The 26,554-nt window shown below is 43.8% G+C and carries 21 protein-coding genes and 7 tRNA genes; 10 read left to right on the top strand and 18 right to left on the bottom strand.

What is annotated here, in order from left to right; genetic code table 11:
- Window positions 1-54 precede the first annotated feature (54 nt).
- The 3 genes from acs (at window position 55) to C9I43_RS05255 (ending at window position 4,309) form a co-directional block, all read left to right on the top strand.
- Window positions 55-2,007 carry an acetate--CoA ligase gene (gene acs, locus C9I43_RS05265; RefSeq protein ID WP_107882534.1) on the top strand — a complete coding sequence of 651 codons (1,953 nt, stop codon included), beginning with the start codon at window positions 55-57 and terminating at the stop codon, window positions 2,005-2,007.
- 226 nt (window positions 2,008-2,233) lie between these two features.
- Window positions 2,234-3,988 (top strand): DNA repair helicase RadD, encoded by a 1,755-nt coding sequence (gene radD / locus C9I43_RS05260; protein ID WP_107882532.1) that lies wholly within the window; start codon window positions 2,234-2,236, stop codon window positions 3,986-3,988.
- A 60-nt stretch (window positions 3,989-4,048) separates the two neighbouring features.
- A complete protein-coding gene (locus tag C9I43_RS05255; RefSeq protein ID WP_076498438.1) occupies window positions 4,049-4,309 on the top strand; it encodes a GrxA family glutaredoxin in 261 nt (86 codons plus the stop codon).
- A gap of 423 nt (window positions 4,310-4,732) precedes the next feature.
- Here the strand turns inward: C9I43_RS05255 and C9I43_RS05250 are convergent.
- From C9I43_RS05250 to motY, 16 genes are all read right to left on the bottom strand, one after another.
- A tRNA-Lys gene (locus C9I43_RS05250) sits at window positions 4,733-4,808 on the bottom strand.
- A gap of 37 nt (window positions 4,809-4,845) precedes the next feature.
- Window positions 4,846-4,921 (bottom strand) — tRNA-Lys (locus C9I43_RS05245).
- Between the two features lie 58 nt (window positions 4,922-4,979).
- Window positions 4,980-5,055: transfer RNA gene (locus tag C9I43_RS05240), tRNA-Lys, on the bottom strand.
- A 58-nt stretch (window positions 5,056-5,113) separates the two neighbouring features.
- Window positions 5,114-5,189 (bottom strand) — tRNA-Lys (locus tag C9I43_RS05235).
- Window positions 5,190-5,247: 58 nt separating this feature from the next.
- Window positions 5,248-5,323 (bottom strand) — tRNA-Lys (locus tag C9I43_RS05230).
- A gap of 56 nt (window positions 5,324-5,379) precedes the next feature.
- A tRNA-Lys gene (locus C9I43_RS05225) sits at window positions 5,380-5,455 on the bottom strand.
- A gap of 185 nt (window positions 5,456-5,640) precedes the next feature.
- Window positions 5,641-5,716, bottom strand: a tRNA-Lys gene (locus tag C9I43_RS05220).
- A gap of 142 nt (window positions 5,717-5,858) precedes the next feature.
- Window positions 5,859-6,605 (bottom strand): tol-pal system protein YbgF, encoded by a 747-nt coding sequence (gene ybgF / locus C9I43_RS05215; protein ID WP_076498437.1) that lies wholly within the window; start codon window positions 6,603-6,605, stop codon window positions 5,859-5,861.
- 22 nt (window positions 6,606-6,627) lie between these two features.
- Window positions 6,628-7,161, bottom strand: coding sequence for a peptidoglycan-associated lipoprotein Pal (gene pal / locus C9I43_RS05210; protein ID WP_076498436.1), 534 nt, complete (start codon window positions 7,159-7,161; stop codon window positions 6,628-6,630).
- A 46-nt stretch (window positions 7,162-7,207) separates the two neighbouring features.
- The gene (tolB, locus tag C9I43_RS05205) at window positions 7,208-8,536 is read right to left on the bottom strand and encodes a Tol-Pal system beta propeller repeat protein TolB (RefSeq protein WP_076498435.1); all 1,329 of its coding nucleotides are present in this window, start codon (window positions 8,534-8,536) and stop codon (window positions 7,208-7,210) included.
- Between the two features lie 13 nt (window positions 8,537-8,549).
- A complete protein-coding gene (gene tolA / locus C9I43_RS05200) occupies window positions 8,550-9,584 on the bottom strand; it encodes a cell envelope integrity protein TolA (RefSeq protein WP_107882530.1) in 1,035 nt (344 codons plus the stop codon).
- Window positions 9,585-10,019 (bottom strand): protein TolR, encoded by a 435-nt coding sequence (gene tolR, locus C9I43_RS05195; RefSeq protein ID WP_076498433.1) that lies wholly within the window; start codon window positions 10,017-10,019, stop codon window positions 9,585-9,587.
- The gene (gene tolQ / locus C9I43_RS05190; RefSeq protein ID WP_076498432.1) at window positions 10,019-10,705 is read right to left on the bottom strand and encodes a protein TolQ; all 687 of its coding nucleotides are present in this window, start codon (window positions 10,703-10,705) and stop codon (window positions 10,019-10,021) included. The genes tolR and tolQ overlap by 1 nt, the downstream gene beginning before the upstream one ends.
- A complete protein-coding gene (gene ybgC / locus C9I43_RS05185) occupies window positions 10,695-11,096 on the bottom strand; it encodes a tol-pal system-associated acyl-CoA thioesterase (protein ID WP_006081251.1) in 402 nt (133 codons plus the stop codon). The genes tolQ and ybgC overlap by 11 nt, the downstream gene beginning before the upstream one ends.
- A gap of 192 nt (window positions 11,097-11,288) precedes the next feature.
- Window positions 11,289-13,472: a prolyl oligopeptidase family serine peptidase gene (locus C9I43_RS05180; protein WP_107882528.1), complete on the bottom strand. Its 2,184-nt coding sequence runs from the start codon at window positions 13,470-13,472 to the stop codon at window positions 11,289-11,291.
- Window positions 13,473-14,410: 938 nt separating this feature from the next.
- The gene (gene motY, locus C9I43_RS05175) at window positions 14,411-15,280 is read right to left on the bottom strand and encodes a flagellar protein MotY (protein ID WP_107882526.1); all 870 of its coding nucleotides are present in this window, start codon (window positions 15,278-15,280) and stop codon (window positions 14,411-14,413) included.
- A 141-nt stretch (window positions 15,281-15,421) separates the two neighbouring features.
- Here motY and rnt point away from each other — a divergent pair, with 141 nt between their 5' ends.
- Window positions 15,422-16,105 (top strand): ribonuclease T, encoded by a 684-nt coding sequence (gene rnt / locus C9I43_RS05170; RefSeq protein WP_107882524.1) that lies wholly within the window; start codon window positions 15,422-15,424, stop codon window positions 16,103-16,105.
- A 104-nt stretch (window positions 16,106-16,209) separates the two neighbouring features.
- On the opposite strand, the gene C9I43_RS05165 is transcribed toward rnt, so the two are convergent.
- Window positions 16,210-16,815 carry a peroxiredoxin C gene (locus C9I43_RS05165; RefSeq protein ID WP_076498416.1) on the bottom strand — a complete coding sequence of 202 codons (606 nt, stop codon included), beginning with the start codon at window positions 16,813-16,815 and terminating at the stop codon, window positions 16,210-16,212.
- 387 nt (window positions 16,816-17,202) lie between these two features.
- On the opposite strand from C9I43_RS05165, the gene C9I43_RS05160 reads away from it, so the two are divergent.
- Entirely contained in the window at window positions 17,203-18,522 is a 1,320-nt protein-coding gene (locus C9I43_RS05160; RefSeq protein ID WP_107882522.1) for a Na+/H+ antiporter family protein, read from the top strand.
- Between the two features lie 177 nt (window positions 18,523-18,699).
- Here C9I43_RS05160 and upp read toward each other — a convergent pair whose 3' ends face one another.
- A complete protein-coding gene (gene upp / locus C9I43_RS05155) occupies window positions 18,700-19,326 on the bottom strand; it encodes a uracil phosphoribosyltransferase (protein WP_011789711.1) in 627 nt (208 codons plus the stop codon).
- A gap of 331 nt (window positions 19,327-19,657) precedes the next feature.
- Between upp and purM the strand changes: the two genes are divergently transcribed.
- From purM to asnB, 5 genes are all read left to right on the top strand, one after another.
- Window positions 19,658-20,695, top strand: a complete 1,038-nt coding sequence (purM, locus tag C9I43_RS05150; RefSeq protein ID WP_076498412.1) for a phosphoribosylformylglycinamidine cyclo-ligase — start codon at window positions 19,658-19,660, stop codon at window positions 20,693-20,695.
- Window positions 20,695-21,339: a phosphoribosylglycinamide formyltransferase gene (gene purN / locus C9I43_RS05145; protein WP_076498411.1), complete on the top strand. Its 645-nt coding sequence runs from the start codon at window positions 20,695-20,697 to the stop codon at window positions 21,337-21,339. The genes purM and purN overlap by 1 nt, the downstream gene beginning before the upstream one ends.
- Before the next feature lie 160 nt (window positions 21,340-21,499).
- Window positions 21,500-22,246 (top strand): HAD-IIA family hydrolase, encoded by a 747-nt coding sequence (locus C9I43_RS05140; protein WP_076498409.1) that lies wholly within the window; start codon window positions 21,500-21,502, stop codon window positions 22,244-22,246.
- 238 nt (window positions 22,247-22,484) lie between these two features.
- Window positions 22,485-24,161, top strand: coding sequence for a M28 family metallopeptidase (locus C9I43_RS05135; RefSeq protein ID WP_107882519.1), 1,677 nt, complete (start codon window positions 22,485-22,487; stop codon window positions 24,159-24,161).
- Between the two features lie 566 nt (window positions 24,162-24,727).
- On the top strand, window positions 24,728-26,392 hold the full coding sequence (gene asnB, locus C9I43_RS05130) for an asparagine synthase B (RefSeq protein ID WP_107882518.1): 1,665 nt from the start codon (window positions 24,728-24,730) through the stop codon (window positions 26,390-26,392).
- Window positions 26,393-26,554 lie beyond the last annotated feature (162 nt).

The following is a 26,554-nucleotide window of genomic DNA, read 5'->3' as shown; positions in this document are numbered from 1 at the left end:
CCGTGGTCTTACATACCATACTCAGGCCACGCAATTTTTTAAAAGGGAAGCCCTATGAGCCCGCAGTCTCTTTACAAAGTCTCCGACGACATCGCAGCTAATGCACTTGTAAACAACGATAAATATAAAACAATGTACCAAGAGTCGATTGTTAATCCCGATGGTTTCTGGAGAGAGCACGGCAAGCGTATTGATTGGATTAAACCCTATACAAAAATTAAAAAAACCTCTTTCGATGATCACAATTTGTCAATTAACTGGTTTTATGATGGCACCCTCAATGCGTCAGCCAACTGTCTAGACCGCCACTTAGCCGAGCACAGTGATCGCGTGGCGATTATTTGGGAAGGCGACAACGCTAGCGAACAACGCAAAATCACCTATGGCGAATTACATGCTGACGTCTGTAAATTTGCAAACGCACTGCGTAGCCAAGGTGTATGCCGCGGTGACATAGTCACCATTTACATGCCCATGGTGCCAGAAGCAGCAGTCGCCATGCTCGCCTGTGCCCGTATTGGCGCAATCCATGCCGTCATATTTGGTGGCTTTTCGCCTGATTCAATTGCGACACGCGTAATTGACGGTAAATCTAAAGTCCTGATTACCTCAGATGAAGGTATGCGTGGTGGCCGAGCTATTCCATTAAAGCGTAACGTCGATGATGCATTAAAAAATCCTGATGTAACCACTATTGAAAAAGTCATTGTACTTAAACGCACTGGTGGCAAGGTTGACTGGCAAGAAGGCCGCGATATTTGGTGGCACTCGCTGATGGAAACAGCATCTGAGCATTGTCAGCCTGAAGAAATGGACGCTGAAGCACCATTATTCTTGCTATACACCTCAGGTTCAACCGGTAACCCTAAAGGCGTATTACATACCACTGGCGGCTACATGGTTTATGCGTCAATGACCCATGAATATGTGTTCGACTATAAAGCTGGTGAAGTGTATTGGTGCACCGCTGATGTGGGTTGGATTACTGGTCACTCCTACATGGTCTACGGCCCACTCGCCAATGGCGCGACGGTGCTTATTCATGAGGGTGTGCCTAATCATCCAAGCCCTGCCCGCTTAGGTGAAATGATTGACCGTCATAAGGTCAATATCCTTTATACCGCGCCCACTTTGATTCGTGCATTGATGGCAGAAGGCAAACAACACTTCGATAAGTTTGATGGTAGCAGCTTGAGAATTATGGGGTCTGTCGGTGAGCCAATAAACCCTGAAGCATGGCGTTGGTACCATGAGGTAATTGGCCATGAGCATTGCCCTATCGTCGATACGTGGTGGCAAACTGAAACGGGTGGCATTTTAATTGCTCCACTGCCAGGCGCTACTGATACTAAACCTGGCTCAGCAACGCGTCCTTTCTTTGGCGTGCAACCTGCTTTAGTCGATAACATGGGTAATATTTTAGACGGTGAAAATGAAGGTAACTTAGTATTACTGGACTCTTGGCCTGGGCAAATGCGCACGATTTATGGCGATCATGAGCGCTTTGTACTGACCTACTTTAAAACCTTCCGTGGCATGTATTTTACCGGTGACGGTGCCCGTCGCGATGAAGATGGTTATTACTGGATCACGGGCCGCGTCGACGATGTGATCAACGTATCAGGCCATCGATTAGGTACCGCTGAAGTTGAAAGTGCGCTGGTATCACACGAACTTGTCGCAGAAGCCGCAGTGGTGGGTTACCCACATGATATTAAAGGCCAAGGCATTTATGCCTACGTCACCTTAACTCGTGGCACCGAAGAAACAGAAGAACTACGCCAAGAGCTGCGTCAATGGGTGCGTAAAGAAATTGGTGCGCTGGCAACCCCAGATTTAATTCAATGGGCTACCGGCTTGCCTAAAACGCGTTCAGGTAAAATTATGCGCCGCTTCCTGCGTAAGATTGCCGCTAACGAAGTGACTAATTTAGGTGATTCATCCACTTTGGCAGATCCTGCCGTGATCGAAACCTTAATTGAAGCACGCTTGAATCGTACTGAGTAATCACCGTATCAAGAATAAAGTCCACAGAGTTTAGCCTATACCCAATAGGCTAAACGTTACCTGAAGTCTCCCTTTCTAAACCTCAGGTAAAAGTGACCCTGTTGAGAGAGTATGATTGCTCCTTTCTCTAGTTTGCCCCTCCAACCAGGGGCATTTTTTTGGCCACTTTTGGTCGCTATGTTAAGCTTATTACCTCACTTTTATTCAATATAGATTTTTCATCAACGTGCTAGTTAAACTCCGAGACTATCAACAGCAAGCAGTTGATGCGGCTATTGCTCATTTTAAGCAAAGCCATGCTTCTGCTGTACTCGTATTGCCTACAGGTGCAGGTAAAAGCATCGTCATCGCCGAATTAGCGCGCATTGCAAAAGGTAGAGTCTTAGTGCTCACCCATGTAAAAGAATTAGTCGCGCAAAATGCACAAAAAGTCGGCTTACTCACGGCCAAAGCGAGTATTTATGCTGCAGGACTTAATCAAAAACACACCGATGGCAAAACCGTTGTGGCCAGTATCCAATCGGCGGCGCGGGGACTAAGCCAATTTGATCAACCTTTTTCACTGGTGATTATTGATGAATGCCACAGAGTCAGTCTGGCTAAAACCAGCCAATACCAGCAAGTGCTCACCCATTTACGAACTAAAAACCCTCAGCTGAGATTACTTGGGCTCACTGCTACACCCTATCGCCTTGGCACGGGCTGGATTTATCAGCAGCACTACCATGGTAAAGTGGGCTCACCCGAACATGCCGTATTCGAACATTGCGTGTTTGAACTACCACTAAGACCGCTTATCAAACAAGGTTACCTCACAGCACCACTACTGTTTGATGGCTTAAGTGCCCAATATGATTTTAGCCAACTCAAACCAAACGACAATGGTGAATACATTGAGTCTGAAGTTAACGATTTACTGGGGCATTACGGCCGCGCAACCACCGCAATAGTAAAACAGCTTATTGAACTGAGCCAGCATAGAAAAGGTATCATCATCTTTGCGGCGACGGTGCGCCACGCTAATGAAATTTTTGGGCTACTTAATCAAACTTATGAAGCGCAGAGCGCCATTATTACGGCACAAACGCACGACCATGAACGTGACGAAACGATTGAACGCTTTAAAGCACAAGAGCTCAAGTTTTTAGTCAACGTAGCAGTGTTGACCACAGGCTTCGACGCGCCCCATGTTGATTTGATTGCCATCTTGCGCCCTACCGCCTCAGTGAGTCTGTTTCAACAAATGATTGGCCGGGGATTAAGAATTGCCGAAGGTAAAAAAGATTGTCTAGTTATAGACTATGCCGCCAACGGCTATGATTTGTATTTCCCTGAAGTTGGCCAAGCTAAACCCAACAGTAAGTCGGTTCCCGTGCAAGTTCACTGCCCCGTATGTGATTTTGCCAATATTTTTTGGGGACTAACGGACGACGATGGCGATATCATCGAGCACTTTGGTCGTCGCTGCCAAGGCATAGTCGAACAGCAAAGTAAAAAGCAACAATGCGATTTTCGATTTAGATCGAAATCTTGCCCAGATTGCGGTGAAGAAAATGATATTGCCGCGCGTATTTGCCAGCACTGCCAATCAACGCTTATTGATCCTGATAAACGCCTGCGCCAAGTACTCAGCCAGCAGCATCATCATTTATTTCGCTGCCAGCATATGACGCTTATTGACGATGGCAGCAATCTAAAAGTGCAGTATCTTGATATCGATGGTAATGAATTTAATCAATTTTTTAAGTTACAAACTCCAGCCCAGTGGCGCGCACTATATGCACTATTTATTTTCCCCCATAGCCGCACTCCGGGACTAAAACCGAAAAAGTACACTAAGGTAGCTGATTTAATTAATGATGTGGATAAATTCCGAATGCCTAATCTCTTGCTGCTGAAGAAACATAAAAAGGGTTGGGATCTACTCGAAAGCTATTTTGATTATCAGGGCCGTTATCAAACTGAAAATAAATACCGCTGACATTACCAATTCACTTATGCCTATGGTATAAAACGGCTAGAGTAATCCTAAGGAGTTATTATGTTCGTTGTTATTTTTGGCCGTCCAGGCTGTCCTTATTGCGTTCGTGCAGTGCAATTATCTGAACAACTCGTTGAAAAGCGTGATGACTTCAAGTTCAGATATATTGATATTCATGCGGAAGGCATTTCTAAAGCAGATCTCGAAAAAACTGTCGGCAAGCCTGTTGAAACAGTTCCGCAGATCTTTATCGATGAGAAACACATCGGTGGCTGTACCGATTTCGAACAATACGTTCGTGAGAATAAGTTGCTAGATTAATCTCTACGCCTATATTCTCGGCTTAACAAAAAAGGAGACCCTAGGTCTCCTTTTTTTATCACACGATACCGAGTATTAAAATGTCACACGCATAAATAGAGTCACGGCAAATGACGTACGCTACGAATGTTACATGGTTTTTATTTTGGTACGTAACCGGGCATAACATCAGTTATTTTTGATTGATGATGACAGGAGTAAAACTTAAGAAATATCGATATGACGGATATGAATCAACATAATAGCGGGTAGTAATGTGGTAACACTGCAAGATAATAATTTGGCAGAGTAATAAGTGGTTTGCGAGGAAGGATTAGAATTATTCGATTGATTGCTTGGTTAAAGCCAGCTTCACTAGCCTTATAAATAAGTAACTAAGCTAACGACACCGGATATTCGCTGATGTTGGCACTTTCTGTATAGTGGTGGGTCGTGAAGGATTCGAACCTTCGACCAATTGGTTAAAAGCCAACTGCTCTACCGACTGAGCTAACGACCCATCTAGTATTGCGCTGATTTAAACACTTTCAGTAAAGTGGTGGGTCGTGAAGGATTCGAACCTTCGACCAATTGGTTAAAAGCCAACTGCTCTACCGACTGAGCTAACGACCCATCTAGGTATTACGATAAAACGATGTACGTATTTTATATGCACTATTCATATAAAAAGTGGTGGGTCGTGAAGGATTCGAACCTTCGACCAATTGGTTAAAAGCCAACTGCTCTACCGACTGAGCTAACGACCCATCTAGATATTACGATAAAACGATGTACGTATTTTATATGCACTATTCATATAAAAAGTGGTGGGTCGTGAAGGATTCGAACCTTCGACCAATTGGTTAAAAGCCAACTGCTCTACCGACTGAGCTAACGACCCATCTAGGTATTGCGATAAAACGATGTACATATTTTATATGAACTATTCATATAAAAAGTGGTGGGTCGTGAAGGATTCGAACCTTCGACCAATTGGTTAAAAGCCAACTGCTCTACCGACTGAGCTAACGACCCATCTAGGTATTACGATAAACAATCTACATATTTTATATAAATCATATATATAAAATTGGTGGGTCGTGAAGGATTCGAACCTTCGACCAATTGGTTAAAAGCCAACTGCTCTACCGACTGAGCTAACGACCCATTAGATATTGCGCTGATTTAGGCACTTTCAGTAAAGTGGTGTGCCGCGAAAGATTAGAACCATTCGACTGATTGGTTAAAAGCAAACTGCCCTAGTTATATAAAAAAACAACTAAGTTAACGACTCACAATATTGAACATTATTACATGAAAACCACTAACCCACTCTATTAGCTAATAATAAGTGGTGGGTCGTGAAGGATTCGAACCTTCGACCAATTGGTTAAAAGCCAACTGCTCTACCGACTGAGCTAACGACCCATTTACTGGTATTTCACGCCCCGAACGACCTCGCCGCTCTGAGGGCGCCTATAATACCTTTTTCATTTTCTCATGCAAGCGCAAATTCCCAATTTTTTGTCGTTTGCATGAAAAACAGACTAAGAGTATGTTTTTTAGTTAATTACGCTTTAAGTGCGGCTAGCTGTTGCTGTGCAATGCGTGCTGCTGCGCTGTTTGCGTAATCTTTAACAACTTGTTGGTAATATTGCGTAGCTCCCGTTTTGTCACCGGTTTTCTCTGCAATCATACCCAACTTAACTAAACTATCACCGCGCTTATTAGAATCACTAAAGCGTGTAACAACTGTATTAAAAGCTTGTTTTGCTTCTGCAAACTCACTTTTATTAAATAAAAGCTGGCCTAACCAATAGTTAGCATTTGCGGCATACACTGAATCAGGATACTGCTTGATAAAAGCACGGAAAGCAGGAATGGCTTCGTCATACTTACGCTCTTTTAGAACTAAGTTAACGGCCCCTTCATAGCTTGCTGTTTCACTTAAACTGCTTGCGGCAGCATTCGTGGCTATAGCAGGTGTGGATGCGGCCGCCACAGCGGCTGGCGCGGCAGAAGCTTTGGAGGATGCATTAGCCAGCTCATCATATAACTGACGCTGACGCTGCTGCATCTGCTCAATCTGATAATTTTGTTGTTCGGTTAAACCACGTAAATCCAGGACTTCTTGTTGCAGAGTGTCAAGCCGACGTTGCATGTCGAGCTCACTTTGCTGTCTCGATTTAATAATACGCTCAATACGAGCAAGCCTGTCATCACTTGAACCACCAGCAATATCTTCCACAGGAGCAGGCGCTGCAACTGCAGCACCCGCACCAAGGAACATTGCCGTAATTAAGACGGCACGTTTCATTGTCACTCTCCGAGATTCAATTTTAGTAAACTAAAACTGCACGACGGTTTTTGGCAAAACCTTCATCAGTACGAGAAAAATCTAATGGTTTTTCTTCGCCATAGCTCACTACGCTCATTTGGCTTGGCTGTACGCCCATACCTTGTAGATATTTAGCAACGGCTTTAGCACGACGTTCGCCTAGTGCGATGTTGTACTCAGGCGTACCACGTTCGTCAGCATGACCTTCGATCAATACACGTACACTTGGGTGTTCAACTAAGTAAGTACCATGGGCTTCTAAGATGGCGGCAAATTCAGTTTGAACTTCACTACGGTCAAAATCGAAGTAAATGATTTGTTGTTTTCTCAAATCATCTAACTGTTGACGTTGTTGTTCTTCAGCCGACAACATACCGCCCACACCGCCTGTTTGAACGCCACCATTCAGTTCACTACCAGAACCGTTTGTTGAGCCCATTGCATCAGTTTCTGATTCTGAAGTTGAGCTACATGCACTAATAGCCATAATTGGAAGTGCTACCAACATAGCTTTTAACAACTTGTTCAGATCCATTACGTATTCCTTATAAAATTAAATGTGAATAAATCGGGGTATAACATTAGAGAAACGGTGACCAAGAAGGTGATTTCACCTCACCTTGACCTACCGGTAATCTTGCCTTAAAGCGTCCATCCGTAGAAACTGCTGCTAATACTTGCTTACCTTGGTACGTGGTGCCATAGATCACCATAGTACCGTTAGGAGCCACACTTGGAGATTCATCCAAACGTGTCGATGTCAGCACTTGCATAAACCGCGTATTGAGATCCATACGCGCAATATTAAACTTACCATTGGTACGATTAACAAAAATCATACTACGACCATCAGGAGCAATTGATCCCCCTAGATTCCATTCACCTTCAAAGGTTTCACGGTTAACTTTACCTGAGTTCAACTCTACGCGATAAATTTGTGGACGACCACCGCGCTCTGAGGTGAAAATCAATGACTTTCCATCAGGATACCATGACGGCTCAGTATCAATAGCATAGTGATTGGTAATACGCTTAATCGCTTTAGTCGCAATATCGATAACGTAAATCTCAGGCTGACCATCTTTAGATAAAGTCACTGCCAATGATTTGCCATCGGGCGAAAAAGCCGGTGCACCATTAATGCCAGGGAAAGAGCTCACCTTAGTACGCACTTGGGTGTAAAGGTCTTGTACAAAAATCTCAGCTTTTTTGTTCTCAAAGCTAACATACGCTAAACGACGACCATCTGGTGACCAAGTTGGTGACATTAATGGTTCTGGCGAACGCAACAACATTTGTTCATTGACGCCATCATAGTCAGCCACCATCAATTGATAAGGGGCTTTTTGAGTATGATTAACAACCACATAAGAAATGCGTGTTAAGAATGCGCCACGAATACCGGTTAGTTTTTCATAAACGATATCGCTAATCCTGTGCCCATATTGGCGAAATTGCGCCGCTGAAATCACAGTTTGACGGCTGTCCATCAAAAATTCTGTTGCGCTTACCGGGCCTTTCAATGCTTGGTTTTGTGCTTTAACCAAATCGATTAAATCAAAACTCACCAAATATTGGTCAGTGCCATAAGGCTTAACAGTGCCTAGCACTAACGCCTCTGCACCGACGCTCGTCCAAGCATTAGCTTGAAACTGCGCTAACGTACCGATATTACGTTGTGGTAAACCCAACTCATCTAAGGGTTTAAAAGTGCCGCTACGTATTAGATCAGACATCACCACATCTGCAATCGCTTGTGGCGCTGCGCCAGGGCCTTGCCAGACAAAAGGCATCACAGCTATCGGACGCGCTGCATCGACACCTTCAGTAATCACAATATCCAATGCCGCTTTTGCGGGGGTGGTGCACAGCAGAACCGCCAGTGCTAACCATTTTGCCAATATTTTCATGGGACTCCTTTAATTAAAACGTTGGTTCAACGATTAAGTTAATTTCTTTCATCAAGTTATAAACAGCAGGGTCCGGAGACACTGGCAATTTACCCGCTTTCAAAATAGCCGCTTTTGCTGCACGACAAACATTAGGATCGCCACCTTGAGTTTGACTGCTGATCACAAAACCATCGCTGGCTAAACGTACAGAGACAGTACAGGTTTTACCACGCATTGACTCATCTACCACCAAGTTACGTTGGATAGTCGATTTTATCATTGCCTGATATTTGCCCATTTCACTCTGCACTTGCTTACTCATGGTTTGCGATAATGCTGTTTGCTCAGCGGCTAAAGCATCTGCCATTTCCTGCTCTTGCTGGGCGCGAGCTTTAGCTTCTGCATCCGCTTTTTGCTTACGGGCAGCCTCAGCTTTTTGTTTACGCTCGGCTTCGTCCTTCAATTTATTAGCTGCGTCTTCCTTTTGCTTACGTTCAGCTTCCGCTTTTTTCTTACGCTCGGCATCTTCCTTCAACTTACGGTCTGTTTCAGCCTTGGCTGCTGCAGCTTCCGCTACTTGACGTTTTTCTACCGCTTTTTGCGCAGCTTCTTCAGAGACCTTACGTTCCTGTTCCTTCAGTTTACGATCGGTTTCAGCTTGAACCGCCTTGGCCTTTTCCTGCTGCTGTTTGACCTGCGCAAGTTTGGTGGCTTCATTGGCTTTTTGGGTTTCAACTTCTTGCTGCTTACGTTCTTGCTCTAGCTGTTTAATTTGCGCTTGTTCACGCTCGCGAGCTTTGGTCGCTTCTTGCGCTTTACGCTCAAGTTCAGCTTGGCGTTCATGCTCACGACGTTCAGTATCACGTTTTTCTTGCTTTAGCTTTTCAACTTGGTTAGCCACTTTTTGCTGATCAACCATAACGGCTTGAACCGCTGGCGCACTCACTTGTTGCATTGGCTCAGGTTTATGAGAAAAATCGCCCCCTAATGCCAGAATAACTATTACGCCAATATGAATACCCGCTGAAATTGACAGAGGCAATGTTACATCAGTGTTATCTGCCACCTATTTCTCCTTGGGTGAGTCCGTCATCAAACCGACCGATGGCACGCCCGCACCTTGCAGTGTCACCATCAACTGAATCACTTTATCGTAAGGAATATTTCTATCGGCTTTGACCACTACTGGTCGTTCAGGTTCTGTCACCATAAGTGCAGCGACTTCTGTCGCGAGTTCTTCCAACTCCATTGGCACATTGGTCGAACCGCCCTTATTAAGGTAATAATCACCATCGCCATCAATAGAAGCCACTACTGGCGGTTTACTGTCGGCAGGTAACACTTCTGCAGCGCCTTGAGGCAGTTCAACTTTTACCCCTTGGGTCACTATGGGCGCTGTTACCATAAAAATAATTAACAGCACGAGCATGACGTCGATATAAGGCACCACGTTGATTTCAGCAACGGGGCGACGACGTTTGCGCTGATAAGCTGGTTGCATTATGCCCCTTCCTTCTCACTGTATGCTTGGCGATGCAAAATACTGGAGAACTCTTCCATAAAGTTTGCGTAGGCCATTTCTAATTTATCAACTTGAGTCGAGAAACGGTTATAGGCAATAACCGCAGGAATTGCTGCAAATAAACCCATCGCTGTGGCAATCAACGCCTCAGCAATACCGGGAGCAACCATCGCTAAGGTGGCGTTTTCCATCGAGCCGATAGCAATAAAAGAATTCATAATTCCCCATACCGTACCAAATAAACCGATATAAGGGCTAGTCGAACCTATTGTCGCTAATAACGGTAAATTCGCTTCTAACTTTTCCATTTCGCGAGAAAGTGTCACACGCATAGCCCTTGATGTACCATCCATCACGGCATCAGGCACTTTGCTATTTAATTTATTTAGGCGTGAATATTCCTTAAAGCCTGTCACAAATAATGACTCTAAACCGCTATTATCTGGGCGTGATAATAATTCTTTGTAAAGACGGTTTAAATCAACACCTGACCAAAATTTATCTTCAAACTTAGCCGATTTACTTTTTGCTGCAGACAGTAAGCTACGGCGTTGTAAAATCACCGTCCAAGACATTACGGATAAGCAAAGTAAAGTGAACATCACAAATTTTACTAATAAACTGGCTTGTAAAAATAACCCAACAATCGACATATCAGCTTGCACTGTCAAACTCCTGCACAATATTTAAGGGAATCGCTCGGGGACGCATCCGTGACAGCGCAACACAAACTACCAGCACTGTGCCTTCACAATAACAGTCTCCTTGCTTATCGACCAAGCGTTGATGAAAAATCAACGAGGCCTTTTTCAACTCTATGACCTTAGTTTCTACAATAAGGTTCTGTTCAAAACGTGCCGCTTTGCGAAAATCTAATTCCGCACGCTTTACCACAAAGGCGGTATCGTCAGCTAATAGCGCAGTCTGACTCACACCAAGGGCTTTTAGCCACTCGGTTCTCGCTCGCTCAAAAAAGTTGAGATAGTTTGAATGATAGACAACGCCGCCAGCGTCGGTGTCTTCGTAATAGACTGAAATAGGCCAATGAAACATCATTTGAAAATAAGCAGTTTTGGTTGAAAAATTGACGCTTACTATACCTAGGGAAACAAGACTTGTGAATCACCCGATGAAGATATAGATAGGAATAGCAGGGGTTTCAGCTGAATGGGTATAATTGTAAAAAACAATGGGGCTAAACGGCCCCATTTCATTAACATAGTTGATTATTTTACGATAGATAGTTTGTTATTTTTCGATAGTTTGCGGCAACGTCAACCCAAAACTCTGCCACAAGAAACTGTAGATATCGGCAAACTCATCAATCTTCATCGCCGTAGGTTTACCGGCTCCATGACCCGCATTGGACTCAATACGCATAATCACAGGTTCGGCGCCTTGCTGCTTATCTTGTAACATGGCGGCAAACTTAAAGCTGTGTAATGGCACCACGCGGTCATCATGATCAGCTGTCATCACCATAGTCGCAGGATAAGCTTGCGCTTTGACATTGTGATAAGGCGAGTAAGCCAGTAGCGCAGGGAACTGTTCGGCGTTATCAGCACTACCATATTCACTCGTCCATGCCCAACCAATAGTGAACTTGTGGAAACGCAGCATATCTAGCACTCCTACAGCCGGTAATACTGCTGCAAATAGCTCTGGCCGTTGAGTTACCGCCGCTCCCATAAGCAAGCCACCGTTACTACGGCCATAGGCACCTAATTTAGTACTGTTGGTGTATTTCTCACTTACTAAATATTCAGCAGCGGCAAAATAGTCATCAAACACATTTTGTTTTTTATCGAACATTCCCGCCTGATGCCAGCTTTCACCGTACTCGGCGCCACCACGCAGGCTCGGCACAGCATAAATACCGCCCATATCTAACCAAGCAATATTAGCGGGGCTAAAACGTGGTGTCATCGAAATCGCAAAACCGCCATAGGCATACAATAGCGTTGGATTTTGACCATTTTTCACTAAACCTTTTTTATAGGACAACATCATAGGCACACGCGTACCGTCTTTGCTGTTATAAAAGACTTGCTCAGAGACATAGTCACCTGGGTTAAACGACACTTTAGGTTTAGCAATCACACTTGACTGAGCAGTTTTAAAATCAAATTTATAGGTGGTTTCTGGCTGAATATAGCTATTAAACACGTAATAGAAATAGTCTTTGCTTGCCTTACCAAAAGGTCCCGTCACATTACCTTGACCGGGCAACGCCACATCTTGGCGCTTTTGCCCGCCCATACTGTAAATTGATAATTGACCTAAGACATCGTGTAAATAACTCACCACTAAATGATCATTAATAATTGCGACGTTATTAATTGGATCCTTAGATTCTGGAATAATGGTTAGCCATTGGGATTTATCACTATTACGAGTATCAATTGCAATAATTTTACCATTAGGCGCATCTAAGTCGGTTTTAAAATAAAACACTGATCCATCATTGCCAAGAAACTCATATTCAGCTTCTAAACTAAGGATCAACTCCACCACTTGTGATTTAGGCTCAAATAACGATTTATAGAAAAAACGATTACGTTTATCCGTGCCTTGTGAAATGGACAGTAATAGATATTCGCCTTTATCGGAAACATCAATACCAAAGCCCCAATCTTTATTCTGCGGGCGCTCATAAATCAATAAATCTTGGCGCTGATCTGTACCTAATTTATGGTAATACACTTTTTGGTTGAAATTGACGTCGGCCAATACATCCCCACCCGCAGGGGCATCATAACGGGCATAAAACACGCCTTGGTTTTCTTTATCCCAAACAGCATTCGAAAATTTAATCCATTTCAGCTCATCAGCGAGTTTTTTACCGCTTGCGATATCAACAAACTGCCATTGCTGCCAGTCTGAGCCTGAATTTGATACGCCATAAGCTAAAATTTTACCATCATTACTTACCGCCACGCCTGATAAAGCAACTGTACCGTCTGCAGACAGCTTATTCGGATCGAGAACTGGCTTTTCAACGCCATCTAAGCCCTTAACATATAAAACAGATTGTGCCTGCAGCCCATCATTACGGTAGTAAAATTGATTGTCACCGTTCTCAAACGGAGCAGACACCTTTTCGTAATTCCACAGTTCAGTAATGCGTTTGACTACAGCTGATTTATTGGGGATCTTGGCTAAATAAGCCTGACCGAAGGCTTGCTGTTCTTTCACCCAAGCTTCAGTTTCTGGCGTATTGGCTTCTAAGTGACGGTATGGATCCGCAACCTTTACACCATGGATAGTTTCAATGAGGTCATCTTTTTGAGTCACTGGGTAAACCAATTTATTTGTACTTACCTGTTCAGCTGAATGTTGCTCAGGCGTATTGCCACTTTGGCAGGCACCGAGTGCCACCCCTAATGTTGCGACGAACAAACCTTGCTTCGCAAGACGAAATCTTAATGCCATCTTCTTATTATCCTTTCTTGTGGTTTTGAGCCTAAAGCTTTTCAACAAGTACTATACAAGCAAAAAATCTCATGGCAATGCTGTAACTAAAGATGAAGCACCAAGGGTTATCTCGCAGATTTAACAAATCTGTATCAAGGATAAGCTTATTAAAGTGTATTATTATGCACAAATAATGAGTTATAAGTTATTAATCAACATAAATAGTGACTTAAGTGACGTACATCACCTTTTAATCATTAGAATTGCTAATGATTTATGGCAATTTTTCTCGTTTGTTTTATGGCAGAGTTAACCATAGAATGTACTTGTTTTCAGGATATAACTGCTTGCAGTTATTGAAAACCAAGAACTCTTAAACTGATGTGTTCCCAACGCTTCAGTTTCATCCCTGGTTCTTATGCTTGACTTCCTTCCTTCAATTTGTTGATTGTAAATGCATTATTTTTGCGGCCCGCTTAGTTTAAGCGGGCTTTTTTTTACCAGTTTTTTATCAAACTATCATTTACAAAAAACATCGCTCAATAACTTGAACTAGGGATAATGACTGTATCAACTGACGAATCTTATTACTCCAGCTAAAAGATTAATGCTAAAGAGAAAATTTTCTTTATCCACATAAGGTTACGTACCTAAATAGTGAGCTATTAGTGAGTCGCACAGTTAACGCAGATAAGAGAAAAACCAGCAGAAACACAGAGCTTATCCTTAAGCTCAAGGTAAATAGCTCAGGCTAGATCGCTCACTCATACCGTTAGACTTAATCTTGCAAGCAGTATGGTCAATAAATCGTTCACATCATATGCGATAAAATTAACTAATCTGATCAATATTGACCGTTGTTATCATCACTAACGAGATGCAAAAATAATAAAGCCAAGTCAGAAGCTTGGCTTTATTGCTAACTCAAATATTTAAACACTCAAATTGAGACTGTACTACAGAGGCTTACTAATCCGGACTACAACGCGGCGGTTACGTGCCCTCTCGTCCATATCATCATTAGAGGCTACATGACGACGTTCACCGTGCCCCACAGTAACAATACGATCCTGAGGAATACCACTGGAAACAAAGAACTCTTTTACTGATTCAGCGCGTTGATCCGATACTTTTTGATTTACAGCGCGGCCGCCATAACTGTCGGTATATGCATCAACTAACACTAACTCCACGAGCGGATCATAAGCTAGGTATTCTTGGACTCGCGACAGTTGTTGCTGTGAAAAATGGGTTAAATCAGTACCGCCCTCATTATAATTTAATACAGTAAAAGCAATATCATCAAAGCTATAGGGTAATAAGTGCGCGAGGCAAGCTTTAAACTCTGTGTATTTGCGGCCAAAGTTAGCTGAAGATAAACCCACAGCAATTTTATTCGACTCATTGTACCAATCAGCATAGTAAAATGTCGGTTCCATACCGCGACTTAACTCCGCCAGCATGGACCACGCCGCGCGTTTAGGCACCTCACCATTAAAATATTTTTGATAATGCAGCGAAGTGATCTCTTTGGATACCACTCCTGGACGCCATTTCGGCGCCTTACTCATTAGCTTAGCTTGAGTCACTTGGTCCGGTTTTACCCACATATCTAAGGTAAAATTCATATTTTGCTGTTTACCCGCCTCACTGGTAAAAATGGCTTTACCGTAAGCAGGAATATCATGTTCTAAGCGGCATACGATGGGAGAATTCTCACTCATCCGCCACTGGGAATCACTTAAGGTGGCCACATAATGGCGCAACTCTGCTGTTGCAGTTGCTGGAACGCATAAAATTGACACTAAGATCAGTTTTCGCCACATAGCCTTTACTCTTAATTAATCGGGTACATGGCTTTATCGGCAAACTATTTAGTTCCTTTAGCCTATAAAACCATCAATCAAGCATGACACACCCGAACACATTTAGCATAATAGCGCCCTGTGAATTTTCTTGAGTACTTTATGAGTGACATTTGCGACGCGAACAAATTGAAATACCGATTTCGAGGCTACTTTCCCGTAGTCATTGATGTCGAAACTGCGGGCTTCAACTCTCAAACCGATGCGTTGCTAGAAATTGCTGTCACATTATTGAAAATGGACAGTGAGGGCGTGATAGGAATCGATAAAACCTTACACTTCCACATTGAGCCCTTTGAAGGCGCAAATTTAGAACCCGCGGCCTTAGCATTCAATGGAATAGATCCAACCAATCCGTTACGGGGAGCGGTGAGCGAGAAAGAAGCCTTTTTAGAAATTTTTAAAGCAGTGAAAAAAGCCCAAAAAGCCTCTGACTGCCATCGCAGCATAATTGTGGCGCACAATGCTGCTTTTGATCATGCTTTTGTCAGTAAAGCGATTGAACGCTGTGATTTAAAACGTTCACCATTTCATCCTTTTGCGACTTTCGATACAGCCACATTGGCGGGGCTTGCCATTGGCCATACCGTACTGGCTAAAGCCTGCATTATGGCTGGGATCCCCTTTGATAATAATGAGGCCCATTCAGCCTTATACGATACTGAACGCACCGCTGAGTTATTTTGCCTTATCGTTAACCGCTGGAAAACATTAGGTGGCTGGCCATTACTTACCGCCGATGAGCTGGATATTGGGGATAAGATTGAAGATAAGACTGAAGAATAAACTGAGCCATTAATGCTCATGTTTAGGCCTGCAATAACCAATAAAAAAGCTGCCATAAGGCAGCTTTTTTTATTTAACACACAGCACTAATTAGAACATGCTAATTACAGTGAACTTGCGTTTTCAGAAAGGTAAGCAGCAACACCTTCAGTGCTTGCATTCATACCTTTGTCGCCTTTTTCCCAGCCAGCAGGACATACATCGCCATGCTCTTCGTGGAATTGTAATGCATCGATCATACGCAGCATTTCATCAACGTTACGGCCTAATGGCAGATCGTTAACTACTTGATGACGAACCATGCCTTCTTTGTCAATTAAGAACGAACCACGGAAAGCCACACCCGCTTCTGGATGCTCAACATCGTATGCTTTACAGATTTCGTGCTTAACGTCAGCGACTAAGGTGTACTTAACTTGGCCAATACCACCTTTATCAACTGGGGTGTTACGCCATGCATTGTGAGTAAACTGAGAATCGATTGAAACACCAATCACTTCTACGCCACGCTTAGTGAACTCTTCCATGCGGTGATCAAATGCGATCAACTCTGATGGACAAACGAAAGTGAAGTCAAGTGGATAGAAGAATACGACTGCGGGTTTACCTTTGATGGCTGCAGTCAAGTTGAAGCTATCAACGATTTCGCCAGAACCTAATACAGCTGCAGCAGTAAAATCAGGAGCCTGACGGCCTACTAATACGCTCATTTTATATCTCCATCTATGAGTTGAACTAAGTGTAAAGTAAGTGCCTTAATAAGTAGAATATCTCCCCCAACCTAGGCCGAGTTAAATCTTTACTAATAAAAAGGCGTTCTTACCAATCAAATCTTTAGGCATTATAAGTCGTGTGCTGTGCCTTACAACCTATTTAAGACCAATATCACATTTTTCAAGAGCATTTAAATTTTCTCTGCCTAAAGATAGAGCAATTTATGGTTCCTGAGTGTGCAACATTCCACATTTGCCTAACACACAACAACTTGCCTGTTCACATTTTCAGATATTTTTCAGATAAGGTGTTAGCAAACTGGACAACGACCACCTTTGCAGTCAAAAATAGCACCTTTGACTTAAGAATTAAGAAATTTGACTATGAATGCAGTCGTGATTGCAGTGTGCTTAATGTTGGCACTCAGTTTAGCTAGGGTGAATGTGGTTATTGCGCTAACCGTGAGCGCGCTTGTAGCGGGACTCGTGGGCGGGATGGATATGCACCAAACCATCAATGCCTTTAATACTGGCTTAGGTGGTGGCGCACAAATTGCGCTCAGCTATGCGTTATTAGGGGCTTTTGCCGTCGCGCTATCGCATTCGGGTTTAACAACATTAATTTCTAGAAGTATCATTAATAGCCTTGGACAAGATCCTAACCCGACCAATACCAACTGGGTCCGCTGGTTACTGCTAATATCGCTATTGGTCATGTCGATGGCCTCACAGAATATTTTACCTATTCACATTGCCTTCATCCCGATTTTAGTACCGCCACTACTACATGTAATAACCAAGCTCAATATCGATCGTCGTATTGTTGCCTGTGTGCTGACCTTCGGTTTAGTCACAACCTATATGATTTTACCGATTGGATTTGGTGGCATTTTCTTAAATGATATTCTGCTATCAAACTTAACCAGCAATGGTTTAGCCGCAGTGCGCGAGCAAATTCCATCAGCTATGTTGATTCCTGCCGCGGGCATGGTGGTCGGCTTACTCACAGCGGTGTTCATCAGTTACCGTAAGCCTCGTATCTATGACGAGACAAAAGTGCTGGTAGCTGAGCCAGAAGAAGCCCTCAATAAACGCAATATTAATATTGCCGCAGTCGCGATATTAGCGACTCTGATTGTACAACTTGAAACCGACTCAATGATTTTTGGCGCCTTAGTTGGCTTTATGATTTTTAGTTTTTCGGGCGCATTAAAACATGTCGCTGATCAAGATATTTTCAATCAAGGCGTGCGCATGATGGCCAACATTGGTTTTATCATGATTTCAGCCGCAGGTTTTGCCGCCGTAGTGAAAGAAACTGGTGAAGTCGGTACGCTTGTGGCCTCACTGAGCAACATCATTGGTGATAATAAAGCGCTCGCCGCCTTTTTGATGTTACTGGTTGGCCTATTGATCACTATGGGAATCGGCTCGTCATTCTCTACCATTCCGATTATCGCGACAATTTATGTGCCACTGGCGTTGAGTTTTGGTTTTTCAGTCACGGCAACGATAGCGTTAGTTGGCACAGCTGCCGCACTCGGTGATGCGGGTTCGCCCGCATCTGACTCCACTTTAGGCCCAACAGCAGGTTTAAACGTCGATGGCCAGCACGATCATATTCGCGACAGCGTGATCCCGACGTTTATTCACTACAATATTCCCCTATTAGTGTTTGGCTGGATTGCGGCTATGGTGTTGTAACCCTGTACTGTAATCATTAATGCCTAAGCATATAAAACAAAAAGGCCGAGTCGCATTGCGATTCGGCCTTTTTTATCAAACACCTTAAACATTAACAAATAATATTAACCAGTGCAGGAGCGCTGACTTAACTTAGATAGCAGACCCAATAACCTATAGAGCCGCTCCAAGTTCAGATTACTTAGTCCCAAATATTTTATCACCAGCATCACCTAAACCAGGCAGGATATAACCTTTCTCGTTTAGGCATCTATCAATAGCGGCAGTATATAATTCAATATCTGGGTGCGCCGCTTCTAACGCTTTAATCCCTTCAGGAGCCGCCACTAAGACTAAGGCTTTGATTGAAGTACAACCGCGTTTCTTCAATAAATCTACGGTCGCAATCATAGAGCCACCCGTGGCTAACATAGGGTCAACAACTAAAGCGATACGCTCGTTCATGTCGCTGGCAAGCTTTTCAAAATAAGGCACTGGCTCAAGGGTTTCTTCGTCGCGATAAATACCGACAACTGAGATACGCGCGCTTGGAATATGTTCCAGTACACCGTCCATCATACCCAATCCCGCACGTAAAATTGGCACCACAGTGACTTTTTTACCTTTGATTTGGTCAACTTCAACCGGACCATTCCAGCCTTCAATCGTCACCGTTTCAGTTTCGAAATCTGCGGTAGCTTCATAGGTTAATAAACTACCGACTTCAGCGGCTAGCTCACGGAAACGTTTAGTGCTAATGTCGCCTTCGCGCATTAAACCAATTTTGTGACGCACTAAAGGATGTTTAACCTCGACAACTTTCATTTTTCTCTCCTACTTTATTTTTCGGCGTATTATTTCAGGCAAATTTTTCAGATTCTAGTTGATTTGTTTATGAGGTAAAACATAAAGTTTTGCCATTCGGTCTAATCGTGAGCTATATCCCAAGAATAATCCTCAATCGCTTAAGATACGTACCCTAATTTACTATTTTATGACCGATTCAAAAATCTCAACCCGTAAAATGCCCTCTTATCTTAGCCAAAAATATAATGCCGGCGGGATAAATCTAAATCATGGCTTTCGACCCCTAACACAAGCTGGTAGAATACCGCCGCATAAAATCCAATAACGATGTACCCGAGAGGATCCCTCCGTGAGCACACCTACCCCACTGAGCTATAAAGATGCCGGCGTTGATATTGATGCAGGTAATGCACTGGTTACTAACATAAAAGCAGCTGTTAAACGTACCCGTCGTCCAGAAGTTATGGGCAACTTAGGTGGTTTTGGCGCATTGTGTGAAATCCCTACTAAATATAAACAACCTGTACTCGTGTCTGGCACTGATGGTGTTGGAACTAAACTACGTTTAGCCATCGACTATAAAAAGCATGACACCGTCGGTATCGACTTAGTCGCTATGTGCGTGAACGACTTAATCGTTCAAGGTGCTGAGCCACTGTTTTTCCTCGATTACTATGCAACGGGTAAGCTAGATGTTGAAACAGCGACTTCTGTCGTCAACGGCATAGCCGAAGGTTGTTTCCAATCTGGTTGTGCATTAGTTGGCGGTGAAACCGCTGAAATGCCAGGTATGTATGAAGGTGATGATTACGATCTAGCCGGTTTCTGCGTCGGCGTCGTTGAAAAAGCCGATATCATTGACGGAAGCAAAGTTGCTGCGGGAGATGCACTTATCGCATTGGCTTCAAGTGGCCCGCATTCAAATGGTTACTCTTTAGTCCGTAAGGTATTAGAAGTAAGCCAAGCAGATCCTCAACAAGCTCTTAATGGCAAACCCTTGATTGAGCATTTGCTTGAACCAACCAAAATTTACGTGAAATCATTGCTGAAACTGATCGAAGCATCAGATGTACATGCAATGGTACATATTACTGGCGGCGGCTTCTGGGAAAACATCCCTCGCGTACTGCCAGATAACTTAAAAACCGTTATCCAAGGTGATTCTTGGCAGTGGCCAGCGGTATTTAGCTGGTTGATGGAAAACGGTAATATTGCAGAGTACGAAATGTACCGCACCTTCAACTGTGGCGTTGGTATGTTGGTCGTACTGCCTGCCGATAAAGTCGATGCTGCACTGGCATTATTAGCAGCTGAAGGCGAACAAGCATGGCTTATCGGTGCTATCGCCAATCGTGAAGGCAATGAAGAGCAAGTGGAGATCCTGTAATGCCCCAGAGCTGTCGTGTAGTTGTATTAATTTCCGGAAATGGCAGTAACCTGCAAGCGATTATCGACGGTTGTGATGATAATCTGCAGGCCGAAGTTGTCGGAGTCATCAGTAATAAACCCGATGCCTATGGCCTAGTGCGCGCCCATCATGGCGAAATTGATACCAGCTGTGTGATAGCTCACCAAGGTGAATCTCGCTCTGAATACGATGCACGTTTAATGGCAGTGATTGAGCAATACCAGCCCGATTTAATTGTGCTGGCAGGATTTATGCGTATTTTAAGTGATGATTTCGTTAATCATTATCTAGGTCGCATGATCAACATTCATCCGTCACTGTTACCTAAATATACCGGTTTGAATACCCACCAACGTGCTATTGATGCCAACGACAGTGAGCATGGCGCTAGCGTGCATTTTGTCACGCCAGAGCTAGATTCAGGCCCAGTGATTTTACAGGCTAACGTGCCTGTTTATGAAGATGATAGCGCTGATATGCTTGCCGCACGCGTACATGAGCAAGAGCATGCCATTTATCCACTGGTGGTGAAATGGTTTAGTCAGCAGCGACTTAACATGCAAAATGGCCAAGCCTATCTTGATGGCACTCTTATCGGTCAGAGCGGTTACGCGCCCGATTAAAGTAGCTTTCAGCGTTAGTAGAAGCGAAATCACAAATAGAGACCTTAGCGTCTCTATTTTTTTAATTATTTTCTACAAAAGCATTGTTTTCTCGGGTAATGTGGCATTAGATAACTGAATGATAAGTGATTTTTTGCTCGGCATAAAAAGAGACTATTAGATGAAAAATATTATCTGCGATATCGATGGTGTACTACTGCACGACAATAAATTGATCCCCGGCAGCGATAAATTTATCAAACGCATTTTAGAGCAAGGCAATCCGTTAGTCGTATTAACAAATTACCCCGTACAAACAGGTAAGGATTTGCAAAACCGTTTAAGCGCAGCCGGTATTGATATTCCTGAAGAATGCTTTTATACCTCCGCCATGGCAACCGCTGACTTTTTAAAACACCAAGAAGGCAGCAAAGCCTATGTTATAGGTGAAGGAGCCCTCACCCATGAGCTCTATAAAGCGGGCTTTACCATCACCGATATCAACCCCGACTTTGTGATTGTCGGTGAAACCCGCTCTTACAATTGGGATATGATCCATAAAGCCGCTGGTTTTGTTGCCCGTGGCGCCCGCTTTATTGCCACTAATCCCGATACTCACGGCCCAGCTTACAGCCCTGCTTGTGGCGCATTGTGTGCACCTATCGTACGGATTACTGGTAAAAAGCCTTTTTATGTTGGTAAACCAAGCGCATGGATTATTCGCTCGGCGCTTAATCATATGGATGGACACTCGGAAGATACCGTGATTATCGGCGACAATATGCGTACCGATATTTTAGCGGGCTTCCAAGCGGGGCTTGAAACCATTCTGGTCACCAGTGGCGTGAGTAAGCTTGAAGATATCGACAAAGAACCCTTCCGCCCAAATCATGTGTTTGCCTGCGCGGGCGATATTGATGTTGTTTAACAGTACATCGGACGAATTTTGCTTTATTACGCCATCCCTCATCATTTAACTTAAGTGCTTGCCGATGCAATAAGCTTTCTTTAAAGGCGTATTGCATCAAGCAAGGCAACATTAAGTAACACATTCACCTGCCGCTCAGCCTTGTAGCTCGCAGCGGCTTGCTTCATGATAAGTCTCGCTTCTAATTGATGAACAGAAATCTAAAATTTCTTAATTAAAACAACAGTAGGATTAACCTATGCTACGTCTGTATCCACTCTGTGCATTAGCTATGCTCAGCGCCTGTAGTCCCAATGCATCTGTACCCGATGGCACCAGCGCTTTAGCTGAACTCAAACCAGTGCAGTTTAATGAAGCACGTTTTAGAAATGATATTAAAACGCTATCATCCGATGAATTTGAAGGCCGTGCGCCAACCACTCATGGTGAAAAACTCACCTTGGATTATTTGACCAAAGCCTTTACCGATATGGGGCTTAAAGGCGCATACCAAGGCAGCTTTTTACAACCTGTGCCTATGGTCAGCTATACCGCAGATGAAGCGCAGCAAGTGACACTGGCAGGGTTACCCTTTAAATATCGTCAAGATCTGGTGCTCAGCAGCCGTCACGATAACGGTGGCGTTAATATTGAAAATGCACCATTAGTCTTTGTGGGCTATGGGGTGAACGCACCCGAATATGCTTGGAATGATTACCAAGATCTCGACATGAAAGGCAAAATCGCGGTGATCTTAGTTAACGATCCCGGCTTTGCCCGCCCTGACTCGGGTAAGTTCAATGGTAAAGCCATGACCTATTACGGCCGCTGGAGCTATAAGTTTGAAGAGGCCAGCCGTCAAGGTGCACTTGGCGCACTGATCATCCATGATACTCAACCCGCTTCTTACCCTTGGTCAGTGGTGGAAAATAGCTGGACAGGCGCGCAGCAAGATCTGGTGCTGAGTAAAGCCGAGCAAAATAGCCGAATTCAAGTCGAAGGTTGGCTCGCCTTAGATACCGCAACCCAACTTTTTGAGAAAGCAGGTTTATCACTACCAAACCTCATGGCGCGCGCCGCCGATAGCCCGATAAATTTACCCCTTGAGCAAACGGCCAGCATCGCCTTTAAGAATAAAGCCGAATATGCAAATAGTTACAACGTGGTCGCCACGCTCACGGGTAGCACACAAGCCGATGAACAAATTCTCTATATCGCCCATTGGGATCACATAGGTAAAGATGAAACAAAAGAAGGCGATCAAATTTATAACGGTGCGATGGACAATGCCTCGGGCACTGCCGGCATTCTCGAAATCGCCAGACAATTAGCCGACAATGCAAAACAGGGTCACGGTTTAGCGCGATCGGTCACCTTTATTGCTACCACAGGTGAAGAACAAGGTTTACTCGGCTCGCGTTATTATGCCGCTAATCCACTTTATCCTATTGATAAAACGGTCGCGGTACTGAACCTTGATAGCACCAATATCTATGGTAAAACCAAGGATTACACCATCGTCGGCAAAGGGAAGTCGGAGTTAGAAAACTACCTTATCGAGGCGGCTACACAACAAAACCGCATTTCAATGGGTGAAAAAAATCCCGCTTCGGGCGGTTTCTTCCGTTCAGATCACTTCAGCTTTGCCAAACTGGGTATCCCTGCGGTATTTGCCGGTGGCGGTAATGAAGCAATTGATGACGCCACTGCTGCCTATAAAACCCAGATGCAAGCCACGATGAAAGGCTGTTATCACAATGTTTGCGATGAATACCATGAAAACTGGGATTTAAGCGGCGCACTGCAAGACTTGCAAGTGTATTACCAAGCCACTCGTGCACTAGGTAATAGCCAAGATTGGCCAGGATACTATCAAGGTACCGAGTTCAATAGCCTGCGACCAGCCAAAAAACAGCTCGTGACAGATACGAAATAATCGGTGCTATTGAATAGGGTTGAGTAAAAGGCTTTCGGTATAAAGCGCTAACTCGGTGAGCACCGATGAGACAAAGCACTCGATAAGATTTAAAAGCACGTGATCCCATCACGTGCTTTTTTGTTTTTAGCCCACTAAACATGTTGAGTTGATTGAATACTAGCCGCTTAATTTCGCTGCATAATATGGTTACGCACCAGCTTATGCTATTGGTTAATGCCAGATAACTGAGGGTGAATTGATTAATAATAAAACACTGACATTTTTACACTCGCCATTTACGCTATTTTTGATAATTTTTTTGCAATCGGCACATTGCTTAAAAGCATTATGAATTCACCAAAACCTCTCACCCTAAACAACACAATAAAAACAAATCATCAAAAATAACCGCATTTAAATGATTTATCATCAACAAAACAAACCAAAAGCAAAGATCTAAATCAACAAAAACACCAATAAACAGATGAATCATCAAAAATAGTGTTTGGCAAATCCCCTAATTGCTGGCACATTAACACTCAATTGAGACATCCTCAAATGACAGACAGTGTGGGAGTTGTACTATGTGTTCAATCTTTTCGATTTTAGATATCCAATCTGATGCCAAAGAACTGCGCCAAGTTGCGCTAGAAATGTCTAAGCTAATGCGCCACCGTGGCCCTGACTGGTCAGGTATTTATGCCAGTGATAAAGCCATTCTTGCCCACGAACGTTTAGCGATTGTTGACATTGAACACGGTGCTCAGCCACTGCTAACAGAAGATGGCAGCTTGATCCTCGCGGTCAACGGTGAAATCTATAACCACAAAGAATTGAAAGCCCAGCTAGGCGATAAGTACAGTTATCAAACCAACTCTGACTGCGAAGTGATTCTGGCGTTGTATCAAGAATACGGTCCTGATTTCCTTGATAAGCTAAACGGTATTTTCGCCTTTGTGTTATATGACAAAGCTCAAGATAGATACCTTATCGGCCGCGATCACATGGGTATTATTCCGCTATATACAGGCCGTGACGCTGCGGGTAACTTCTATGTTGCCTCAGAAATGAAAGCACTAATGCCAGTATGTAAAACGGTAGAAGAATTTTTACCCGGTCAATATTTATACTCAAGCGATGCAGCCGCAGTGAAATACTACACTCGCGATTGGCAGAGCTACGATGCGGTTAAAGATAACCCAGCAAGCAAAGAAGAATTACGTGACGCATTAGAAGCCGCGGTAAAACGCCAATTAATGTCAGATGTGCCCTATGGTGTGTTGCTATCAGGTGGCTTAGATTCATCAATCATTTCCGCCGTGACACAAACCTTTGCTAAACGCCGCATTGAAGACGATGGTGAAACTAACGCTTGGTGGCCACAATTGCATTCTTTTGCCGTTGGTCTTGAAGGCGCACCAGATTTAATCGCCGCCAAAAAGGTCGCCGATGCCATTGGTACAATTCACCATGAGATCCATTTCACCTTCCAAGAAGGCTTAGATGCGATTAAAGAAGTGATCTATCACTTAGAAACCTATGATGTCACGACGATTCGTGCTGCCACTCCAATGTATTTAATGGCGCGTAAAATCAAAGCTATGGGTATTAAAATGGTGTTGTCTGGTGAAGGTGCTGATGAGCTATTTGGCGGTTATTTATACTTCCATAAAGCGCCAAACGCACAGGCATTCCACGAGGAATTAGTCCGCAAACTCGATAAGCTGCATCTGTTCGATTGTCTGCGTGCCAACAAAGCTATGGCCGCATGGGGATTAGAAGCCCGTGTGCCCTTCCTTGATAAAGAGTTTATGGATGTGGCGATGCGCATCAACCCTGAAGCAAAAATGTCTAAGGATGGCCGCATCGAGAAACACATTCTGCGCCAAGCCTTTGAGCACAAATTGCCAAAAGAAGTGGCATGGCGTCAAAAGGAGCAATTTAGTGATGGCGTGGGCTACTCATGGATTGACGGTTTGAAAGAACAAGCGGCAGCGCGCGTGGATGATTTACAACTGGCAAACGCGAAATTCCGTTTCCCATATAACACGCCAGAAACTAAAGAAGCCTATTTCTATCGTTGCTTCTTTGAGGAGCATTACCCACTGAGCGGTGCTGCTGAAACGGTTCCTGGTGGTAAATCTGTTGCCTGTTCAACGCCAGAAGCACTGGCTTGGGACGAAAGCTTACGCGGTATTATCGACCCATCGGGCAGAGCAGTACGCTCTGTACACACCTCAAGCTATTAATTGGGTTGAAACAATTAACTTAAGTATATTAGATAAATAAAAAATGATAGCCAAGCAAAGCAGCTGGTTTTATTAGCGTCGTAAAAGCCACCCACCTTAGGGTGGTTTTTGCATTTAGATGAAGCTGACATTAATACTATTTTTCCGTTCGGGGTTTCAATC

Origin of the sequence: Shewanella morhuae (assembly GCF_003028295.1) — a bacterium.
GTDB classification, from domain to species: Bacteria; Pseudomonadota; Gammaproteobacteria; order Enterobacterales; family Shewanellaceae; genus Shewanella; species Shewanella morhuae.
This window is presented reverse-complemented; position numbering and strand designations above follow the sequence as displayed.

Excerpts from the sequence above, each read along its gene's own strand:
- purN (WP_076498411.1), top strand. The coding sequence starts at position 20,695 with ATGCCCCAGAGCTGTCGTGTAGTTGTATTAATTTCCGGAAATGGCAGT.
- C9I43_RS05180 (WP_107882528.1), bottom strand. The coding sequence starts at position 13,472 with ATGGCATTAAGATTTCGTCTTGCGAAGCAAGGTTTGTTCGTCGCAACA.
- motY (WP_107882526.1), bottom strand. The coding sequence starts at position 15,280 with ATGTGGCGAAAACTGATCTTAGTGTCAATTTTATGCGTTCCAGCAACT.
- ybgF (WP_076498437.1), bottom strand. The coding sequence starts at position 6,605 with ATGAAACGTGCCGTCTTAATTACGGCAATGTTCCTTGGTGCGGGTGCT.
- C9I43_RS05255 (WP_076498438.1), top strand. The coding sequence starts at position 4,049 with ATGTTCGTTGTTATTTTTGGCCGTCCAGGCTGTCCTTATTGCGTTCGT.
- tolR (WP_076498433.1), bottom strand. The coding sequence starts at position 10,019 with ATGCAACCAGCTTATCAGCGCAAACGTCGTCGCCCCGTTGCTGAAATC.
- C9I43_RS05165 (WP_076498416.1), bottom strand. The coding sequence starts at position 16,815 with ATGAGCGTATTAGTAGGCCGTCAGGCTCCTGATTTTACTGCTGCAGCT.
- C9I43_RS05160 (WP_107882522.1), top strand. The coding sequence starts at position 17,203 with ATGAATGCAGTCGTGATTGCAGTGTGCTTAATGTTGGCACTCAGTTTA.
- asnB (WP_107882518.1), top strand. The coding sequence starts at position 24,728 with ATGTGTTCAATCTTTTCGATTTTAGATATCCAATCTGATGCCAAAGAA.
- C9I43_RS05140 (WP_076498409.1), top strand. The coding sequence starts at position 21,500 with ATGAAAAATATTATCTGCGATATCGATGGTGTACTACTGCACGACAAT.
- ybgC (WP_006081251.1), bottom strand. The coding sequence starts at position 11,096 with ATGATGTTTCATTGGCCTATTTCAGTCTATTACGAAGACACCGACGCT.
- tolB (WP_076498435.1), bottom strand. The coding sequence starts at position 8,536 with ATGAAAATATTGGCAAAATGGTTAGCACTGGCGGTTCTGCTGTGCACC.
- rnt (WP_107882524.1), top strand. The coding sequence starts at position 15,422 with ATGAGTGACATTTGCGACGCGAACAAATTGAAATACCGATTTCGAGGC.
- upp (WP_011789711.1), bottom strand. The coding sequence starts at position 19,326 with ATGAAAGTTGTCGAGGTTAAACATCCTTTAGTGCGTCACAAAATTGGT.
- pal (WP_076498436.1), bottom strand. The coding sequence starts at position 7,161 with ATGGATCTGAACAAGTTGTTAAAAGCTATGTTGGTAGCACTTCCAATT.
- C9I43_RS05135 (WP_107882519.1), top strand. The coding sequence starts at position 22,485 with ATGCTACGTCTGTATCCACTCTGTGCATTAGCTATGCTCAGCGCCTGT.
- acs (WP_107882534.1), top strand. The coding sequence starts at position 55 with ATGAGCCCGCAGTCTCTTTACAAAGTCTCCGACGACATCGCAGCTAAT.